The 6,572-nt window shown below is 72.4% G+C and carries 6 protein-coding genes; 1 reads left to right on the forward strand and 5 read right to left on the reverse strand.

Annotated features, from left to right (window positions below; all coding sequences use genetic code 11):
- Window positions 1–115 precede the first annotated feature (115 nt).
- A complete protein-coding gene (locus tag D7X12_RS16575) occupies window positions 116–1,228 on the forward strand; it encodes a bifunctional methionine sulfoxide reductase B/A protein (protein ID WP_120626233.1) in 1,113 nt (370 codons plus the stop codon).
- Between the two features lie 43 nt (window positions 1,229–1,271).
- Here the strand turns inward: D7X12_RS16575 and D7X12_RS16580 are convergent, their stop codons facing one another.
- From D7X12_RS16580 to D7X12_RS16600, 5 genes are all read right to left on the reverse strand, one after another.
- Entirely contained in the window at window positions 1,272–2,534 is a 1,263-nt protein-coding gene (locus D7X12_RS16580; protein ID WP_120626234.1) for a saccharopine dehydrogenase family protein, read from the reverse strand.
- A gap of 87 nt (window positions 2,535–2,621) precedes the next feature.
- Window positions 2,622–3,038: a DUF2256 and DUF3253 domain-containing protein gene (locus D7X12_RS16585; RefSeq protein WP_244224602.1), complete on the reverse strand. Its 417-nt coding sequence runs from the start codon at window positions 3,036–3,038 to the stop codon at window positions 2,622–2,624.
- A 100-nt stretch (window positions 3,039–3,138) separates the two neighbouring features.
- Window positions 3,139–4,254 carry a CgeB family protein gene (locus D7X12_RS16590; protein ID WP_120626235.1) on the reverse strand — a complete coding sequence of 372 codons (1,116 nt, stop codon included), beginning with the start codon at window positions 4,252–4,254 and terminating at the stop codon, window positions 3,139–3,141.
- A complete protein-coding gene (locus D7X12_RS16595) occupies window positions 4,251–5,390 on the reverse strand; it encodes a CgeB family protein (protein ID WP_120626236.1) in 1,140 nt (379 codons plus the stop codon). The genes D7X12_RS16590 and D7X12_RS16595 overlap by 4 nt, the downstream gene beginning before the upstream one ends.
- Before the next feature lie 65 nt (window positions 5,391–5,455).
- Window positions 5,456–6,568 (reverse strand): NAD-dependent epimerase/dehydratase family protein, encoded by a 1,113-nt coding sequence (locus tag D7X12_RS16600; RefSeq protein ID WP_120626237.1) that lies wholly within the window; start codon window positions 6,566–6,568, stop codon window positions 5,456–5,458.
- Window positions 6,569–6,572 lie beyond the last annotated feature (4 nt).

Genomic DNA, 6,572 nt, shown 5'->3' on the forward strand with positions numbered 1-6,572 from the left:
GGCCCGTCCGGCCGCCCGGTGTGCGCCAGGAGTCAACAATCGCTGAAACCGCACCCCAGGCTCCCGCGTATCCAACAGGAGCGCCCACCCCGGGCGCGTCCGGAGGCCCCAGTCCATGTCGTCCGCCCGTGCAGTCTCCCCCTCCGTGGCCCGCCGGCTGTGGCCCGTCGCGTTGGCCCTGGTCGCGGTGTTGAGCGCGTGCACCGAGGCGCGCGGCGCTCCTCCCGGCACGACGCCCGCCACGGCCATGTCCACCCCGGTGAAGGACGGCCGCAAGTTCACGAAGCCGTCCGACGAGGAGCTGCGGCGCACCCTGCCGCCCACCGTCTACCAGGTGACCCAGAAGGAGGGCACCGAGCCGCCCTTCCGCAACGCCTTCTGGAACCACCACGAGGAAGGGCTCTACGTCGACGTGGTCAGCGGCGAGCCCCTCTTCTCCTCGCGCGACAAGTTCGAGTCCGGCACCGGCTGGCCCAGCTTCACGAAGCCGCTGGCGAAGGAGCACGTCGTGGAGAAGCGCGACGCGAGCCTGGGCATGGTGCGCGTGGAGGTGCGCTCCAAGGAAGGCGACTCACACCTGGGCCATGTCTTCGAGGACGGGCCGAAGCCCACGGGCCTGCGCTACTGCATCAACTCCGCGTCGCTGCGCTTCATCCCCGTGAACGAGCTCGCCGCGAAGGGCTACGGCGCGTGGCTGCCCGCCTTCGGTCGCGCCGCCCCGAAGCCGGAGGCCACCACGGAGACGGCGTACCTGGCGGGCGGGTGCTTCTGGGGCATGGAGGACCTGCTGCGGAAGATCCCCGGCGTCATCGAAACCGAGGTCGGCTACACGGGCGGCCCGAAGGACGCAGAGCACCCCACCTACGAGGAGGTGCGCACGGGGGCCACGGGCCACGCGGAGTCCGTGCGCATCGTCTTCAACCCGAACCTGCTGACGTACGAGGGGCTGCTGGAGAAGTGGTTCTTCCGCATGCACGACCCGACGACGCTCAACCGCCAGGGCAACGACGTGGGCTCGCAGTACCGCTCCGCCATCTTCTACCTGTCGGACGCACAGAAGAAGACGGCGGAGACGGTGAAGGCCCGCGTCAACGCGTCGGGCAAGTGGCCCCGCCCCGTCGTCACGCAGATCGCCCCCGCGGGCGAGTGGACCCCCGCCGAGGGCTACCACCAGGACTACCTGGTGAAGAACCCGGGCGGCTACACCTGCCACTACCTGCGCGACTGAAAGCAGCGTGGGGCCCGTGCCATGACACGGGCCCCGGCGCGCTTCACGCGGCGCGGTCGTGGACCTCGAAGGTCATCCCCGCCTTGCGCAGCCGCTGCACCAGCACCATGCCCATGGCCGACGCGGGCGTGAGGACGCCGCCGCGCTTGGGCAGCGTGTCGAACGCGAGGCACAGGCCGGACTCGGCGAGCATGCGCGACGTCGCCGCGTAGCCCGGGTCTCCCTGCGCCGCCACCTTGCCCTCCACCTTCACGCGCTGGCCGCTCTTGGGGGACAGCCCCTCGCCCAGGAGCTTCACCTCGAAGCAGCCCTGCTCGCGCGCCGTGGCGGACGGGCCCTCTCCGGGCGAGGGCAGCACGTGCTTCTCCAGCAGGCCGCGCACCACGTTCACGTTCGCGGCGGCCATGAAGCCCCCCAGCCCCGCGGTGGTGCCCGCCGCCATTGCGAGCCCCTTGGGGCCGGGCCCGAAGTCGGAGACCTCCGCGTAGAAGAAGTCGCGGCCCCAGGGGAAGCCCAGGAGCGCGTTGGAGCGCCGCACGACGCGCGTGTTGACGGAGGCCATCACGAACGGCGCCGTCCATCCGCCCGTGTCCGGGCTGCGGCGCACGGTCATCTGGTCGCGCTCCTCCTTCGTGCCGCGGCCGGGCTCCGGGTCCAACGCATGGGCGCTCGTCAGCATGCGGCGCAGCGACGGATCCGCCTTCACCGCGTCGAGCGTGTCCATCATGCTCGCGATGGTGCCGCCGCTGAAGCCGCCGCGCATGCGCGTCAGGTGGTAGCGCACGTGGTCGCAGTGGCCGCCGTGCTTCTCGCGCATGTAGTCCTGGACCAGCAGCACGCCCAGGTCGGAGGGGATGGAGTCGAAGCCGCAGGTGTGGACGATGCGCGCGCCCGTCTCCCGCGCCTGCGCGTCGTGCGCATCGATCATCTTGCGCATCCAGTGCACTTCGCCCGTCAGGTCGCAGTAGTCCGTGCCCGCGCGGGCGCACGCGGCCACCAGCTGGCTGCCGTACTTGTTGTAGGGCCCCACGGTGGAGATGACGACGCGCGTGCGCGCCACCAGCGCATCCAGCGACGCGGTGTCCTTCGCATCCGCGAGCACCAGCGGCAGGTCCGCGCACGCGGGCTGCAACTGCGCCAGCTCCGCGCGGATCTTCTCCAGCCGCTCCCGGTCCCGGCCCGCGAGCGCCCACTTCGCGCCGTGCGCGTCCTGCGAGCGGGCCAGGTACTCCGCCACCAGGCGGCCGGTGAATCCCGTGGCGCCCCACAGGATGATGTCGAATTCGGTCTTCTTCTCGCGGGCCATGGGCCTTGCGCGTAGTCGGACCCTCCATGTGCGCGCAAGCGGGATTCCGAGACCGCGCATCCAGCTGTGGTGCGCTCCACATCCGCGTCAGGGACGCAGGCGCAGCCGGATGGGGCCACGCGCGGTGGAGGGGTCCACCACGCGCCCGCCCTGCACGATGTCCAGCACCCCACGCGCGACGAGCCTTCGGGCCGCCTCGCGCACGGGCTCCATGCGGACGCGCCAGTCACCGTCTCCCACCGCACGGGCGACCTCGGAGGGACACACCGTGGCTCCGCCTGCCCGCCGGGCCAGCAGCTCCAGGATGAGCGCCTCCAGCGGGGAATCACGCGCCTGGGTCCGCCTTCCCCGGCACGCGTCCGAGCAGTAGCGCACCGCCTCCCAGTCGCGCGCCCACTTCTTGCGCCAGGTGATGGCGCGGCCGCAGACGGCGCAGGGCTTGGGAGGCGGAGGGGACTCCATGCGCGTTCCGATGCCCGCCCCCGCGCGGGGTTTCAGCTTCACGGCACGCGGCCGGCGGAGACAGCGTGCGCGGAGTCCTCCAACGTCCGCGCGCGATGGGCCGCGGTGTGCGCATCCAGCACCCGCTCGCGCGCGGGCAGCATCACATCCTCCCCGGCGCCATCGCCGCGGTGGACGGGGTGTGGAAGCCCAGCTCCGCCTCCACCTGCACCGCGCGGTGCACGTACGTGTGCTCCGCCAGCACGCGCCGCAGCGCCGCCCGTCCCATCCGCCAGGCGTCCTTCGGGGTGAGGCGCTCGACGTGCTCCGCGACCTCCTCGCCGGAGCGGGCCACCAGCACCTCGCGCCCGGGCTCCAGGAACTGCTCCACGCCCTCGAACGCGTCGGTGATGAGGCACGCGCCCGCGCCGGCCGCCTCGAACACCCGCGTCGCGGGGGAGAAGCCGAAGCGCGCCATGCTGTCGCGGTGGATGTTGAGCACCGCCCGCGCGGAGCAGTTCAGCGCGTTGTGGTCCTGGGTGTAGACGTGGCCCAGGCGCCGCACGTTCGCGGGCAGCGCGCGGTCCTCCCAGCCGCTGCCCCCCAGCAGCATCCGCGCCCGGGGCAGCAGCGTCGCGGCCTTGAGGAAGAAGCCCTCCACCCGGACCTCACGGTCCGGCTGCCGGTTGCCCAGGAAGGACAGGTCCCCCTCGAAGCGCGCGTCCGGCGGCACCGGGTGATGCGTGGCCGGATCCAACGCGTTGTAGATGGGCACGCACCGCTGGGCCCCCAGCTCCCGGTAGGCGTTCACCACCGGCGCGCCGCCTCCGGAGGTGAGGATGTGATCATAGCGGGGGATGAGCGCGCGGAAGGGGTCGGTCGCGTCCTTCGCCACGCGCTCCAGCGTGGCGGGCGCGTCCACGTCCCAGAACACCACCTGGGTGCCAGGGCGCCGCAGCTCCAGCACCTGCGCCTCCAGGAGCGCGTCGAACGCGCCCACGCCGCTGGCCTTCACCACCACGTCCGAACCCCAGGCCTCCTCCAGACAGTCCGTCAGCCTGTCGGTGTCCTGCACGGAGTAGACGACGACGCGGGCCCAGGCCGGGTCGGCCAGGTCGCGGTGCGCCTGCCGCTCGCAGGCGTACGGTTCGTAGAAGGTGACGCGGTGGCCGCGCGTGTGCAGCGCGCGGATGAGGCCCCGGTAGTAGGTGGCGGCGCCGTTCCACCAGGCGGACACCAGGCTCGAACCAAAGAAGGCGATGCGCAGTCCGCGTCTCATGCGTGGACCCTTTCGGAGGACAGCGGGTGGACGACGTCGGAGGGCAGGCCCAGCTCCTGGCAGATGCCCAGCAGCTCTTCCACGCGGTGCGCGCAGGTGTGGCGCGCCAGCACCGTGCGCAGGCCCGCGTCCGCGAAGTCGCGCCGCATCCCGGCGTCCGCGAGGAGCGCGGACAGGTGACGCCGCATCTGCGCGCCGTCGCGGGCGACGAGGAAGTCCCGGCCCGGCGTGAAGAGCCCCTCCGTGTCCTCCCAGGGCGCCGTCACCAGCGGGATGCCGCACGCCAGCGCCTCGAAGGGGCGGATGGTGGGGATGCCGGGCAGCGCGGTGGCATACGGCCTGCGGGGCACGTGCACGGTGACGCGCGCCTGCGCGAAGGCCGTGGGCACCCGGTGGTTGGGCAGCCAGCCCGCGTACTCGATGCCGGCCTCCGACAGCGCCCGCAGCGCGGGGGGCGGGTAGCGCACGCCGTGCACCCGCGCCGTCAGCCCCAGCGTGCGCACGGGCTCCAGCAGGAACTCGTGCAGCTCCGCGGTGCGCTCGCCGTCGCCCCAGTTGCCAATCCAGACCAGGTCCCGCACCTCCCGGTTGCGGGGACGCGGGTGGAACACGCGCACATCCGCGGCCTCGTGCCACGTCCACGCGCGGCGGGCCCAGCCCTCCTTCAAATACAGACGCCGGAGGATGTCACCGAAGGCCAGCACCCCGTCGTAGTGGGACAGCTCGTACCGGGCCATCTCCTCGCGGGCGCTCACGCCCCGGTGGTGGGTGTCGTGGAAGAGCAGCCGGAAGGTGCCGCCCGCGGCGCGGCGCTCACCCAGGCGCCGCACCAGCTCCGGCGGGCTCCGCTCGTGCACGAGCACCAGGTCCGCCCCGTCGAGCGCGCGATCCAGGTCCAGCGAAGCCGTCGCGTAGCGCTCCGGCCGCACGAAGGGATAGACGCCGCGCACCTCGGCCAGCGCCGCCTCGCCCTGGGGTTCGGCGCGGAGGTTCTGGAGGCTCCACGCGTCCTCGGGTTCGAAGACGCGCACGGGGTGGCCGCGCAGGCAGAGCTCCGTCACCACCCCGCGCAGGAAGTGGGCGTTGCCGTGGTTCCAGTCCGACAGCAGCGAGTGACAGAAGAGGATGACACGCATGACGTGGGACGGCTCCTCGGGTTCAGGATGCATGGAGGGCGCGACAGGGCTCCGGAGGCAGGCACTCAGGGCTGGCTGGCGATGACTTCAAGCGATTCCCCCCGCTCCGTGGCCGGCCGCGTCCGTGCGCCCCTGAGTTCCTCCAACCATCCCCTCAGCCGCGCCACGCCCTCATGCACCCCCACGCGGGGCACCCACCCGGTGGCCTGCGTGAAGGCGCGGGTGTCGGAGACGTAGTAGCGCGGGTCTCCCGTGCGCCAGTCCTCGAAGTGGAGGCGGGGCGTGCGGCCAGTGCGCTGCTCGATGAGCGCCAGCAGCTCCCGCAGGCTCACCGTCCGTCCCGGCCCTCCGCCGATGTTGAAGGCCCGCCCCTGGATGCGCGGCATGGCCTGCTGGGCCAGCCGGAAGGCACGCACCAGGTCCTCCACGTAGAGGATGTCGCGCACCTGCAGGCCGTCGCCGTAGAGGGTGAGGGGCTCGCCGTCCAGCACGCGCAGGAGGAAGTGCGCCACCCAGCCCTGGTCCTCGGCGCCGAACTGCCGGGGCCCGTAGATGCAGCTCATCCGGAGCACCACCGTCGGCAGGCCGTAGGAGCGCGCGTAGTCGAGCACGTACTGGTCCGCGGCCCCCTTGGAGCAGCCATGGGGGCTCTCGAAGTCGAGCGGGCACTGCTCGCTGATGCCGTTGTCGCGCGTGGCCGCGTCGCACGGCGCATAGCGCTGGCCCTGGGCTTCGAGTTCGAGCCCCCGCAGCCCCCCGTAGACCTTGTGGGTGGAGGTGAAGACGAGCGGCGCCGGCGTCTCCATGTTCCGGAGGGCCTCGAGGACGTGGAGCGTGCCCCGCGCGTTGACCTCGAAGTCGTGCAGGGGAGAGCGGAGGCTGTGCGTGACGGCCACCTGGGCGGCGAAGTGGAACACCTCGCGCGCATCCCGCACCGCCCGGCGCACCGCGAGCAGGTCGCGGGTGTCCGCCACCTCCACGCTCAGCAGCGAGCCGTGCCGCTCCCGGAGCCAGCGCAGGTTTCGCTCGACGCCGGGGCGCGACACGTTGTCGAACACCCGCACCGGGTGGCCCTCACGCAGGTAGTGGTCCGCCACGTTGGAGCCGATGAAGCCAGCCCCTCCGAAGATGACGACCTGCTTCGCGCCCCCGGTGATGAGGATGTGTCTGCGCCCCATGTCC

The organism is Corallococcus sicarius, from assembly GCF_003611735.1.
Taxonomy (GTDB): Bacteria; Myxococcota; Myxococcia; order Myxococcales; family Myxococcaceae; genus Corallococcus; species Corallococcus sicarius.